The 1390-nt window shown below is 71.9% G+C and carries 2 protein-coding genes; both read left to right on the top strand.

What is annotated here, in order from left to right; all coding sequences use genetic code 11:
• Positions 1-251 (top strand): hypothetical protein (locus C1I97_RS40460; RefSeq protein ID WP_181447097.1); only part of this gene is annotated, 251 nt, incomplete at its 5' end.
• Positions 248-976, top strand: coding sequence for a hypothetical protein (locus tag C1I97_RS37245; protein ID WP_111007284.1), 729 nt, complete (start codon positions 248-250; stop codon positions 974-976). The genes C1I97_RS40460 and C1I97_RS37245, both read left to right, overlap by 4 nt.
• Positions 977-1390: the final 414 nt, after the last annotated feature.

Below are 1390 nucleotides of genomic sequence, written 5' to 3'. Positions count from 1 at the left end.
CCCCGGCCGCGCTGCGGATCGAAGCCGTCGCCGGCGTCACCACCGGCCTGCCGCACGTCAACATCGCCCGCGGCTCCATGAAAGGCCAACTCACCCCCGACGAGGCCCGGCAGATGGCCGCACACTGGACCGAGGCCGCCGTCGCCGCGCAGATCGACGTACGCCTGCGCTACGCCCTCGGCGAGTGGGACCACCTCACCACCGACGACATCGAACAGCTGTTCACTATCCTGCAGAAGACCCACCGATGAGCCACTGCACCATCTGCCCCCGCGACGCCCCCGACGGGCAGCACGTCTGCCCGCTGCACGCCGACGAGGTGCGCGCCTGGCTGACCGAACTCCCGCGCCAGGCCCGGCTCCTGGCCGCCTTCGTCGCCCCCGCCGGACGGCCCGCTCAGGGCCGTCTCGGCGGCACCGGCCGCGCCCACGCCCCTCTGCCGGTCGACTTGCGCGTCCTCACCCTCCTCGGCCCCGGCCGCGCCGATGCCCTCGGCGGCGACGACGACGGCACCGTGCCGATCCTCGCCTGGCTCGGCGCCTGGGCCGGCCACATCGCCTACACCTACCCGTCGGTCGCCCGCGACGCCCACGGCACCGCCCACGTACAGCCCTGCGACCAGGCATGGCCCCGCCAGGGACAGGAGTGGCCCCGCCGGCGCGAGACGATCACCGGCTGGTGCATCTGGCTCACCCGGTACCTGCCGTACGCCCTCACGCTGTCCGACGTCGGCGACCTGCACCAGCAGCTCGGCGACCTCATCCACCGCGTCCGCGACCTGACCCACGCCGTACCGCACCGTCAGGAGATGGCCGCGCCCTGCCCTGAATGCGACGCTGCCGGCCTTGTCCGCACCGACGGCCAGTGGGGCATCAGCTGCACCGTGTGCGGCCACCACCTCGAGCCCCAGGCGTACGACGACCACGCGGCCGCCGTCCTGAAGGCCTATCAGGCCAAGAACGAACCAGCCGCGTAGCCGCTGTCACACGCCCATGGCACACTGCCTCCAGCAGCGATCGCGGTCCCGGTCGGCGCTTCACCCAAGGCCCGTCTCGCACATTCGTGCGAGACGGGCCGCGGTGTTCACTGGACAAGATCGTCGCTTAGCGTCACACTCGTGCCAACACCACACGTGTGCCCATGACTCCCATTTGATGATCACCAGCGCCGTAAGCGCCGGACGTCGCGCACCGGCCCGCAGCCCCGGACCAACCAGGCCCGGGGCTGCGGCATATCCCAGCCAAGGGGGTGACCATGGGCACCCCGCGCTACACCACCGCCGAAGCCGCGAGGCAGGCCACCGTCTGGCGCCGGCCGGCACGTCGATCAGGTGGTCGCGGATTGTTGCGGTGGTGGCCTTGGCATGGAAGGCGGAGGCACGAGGCGACGT

Source organism: Streptomyces sp. NTH33, assembly GCF_003236365.1.
GTDB lineage: Bacteria > Actinomycetota > Actinomycetes > Streptomycetales > Streptomycetaceae > Streptomyces.
This window is presented reverse-complemented; position numbering and strand designations above follow the sequence as displayed.

What these genes read in the sequence shown, in the direction of transcription:
- C1I97_RS37245 (WP_111007284.1), top strand. Translation starts at nt 248, where the DNA reads ATGAGCCACTGCACCATCTGCCCCCGCGACGCCCCCGACGGGCAGCAC.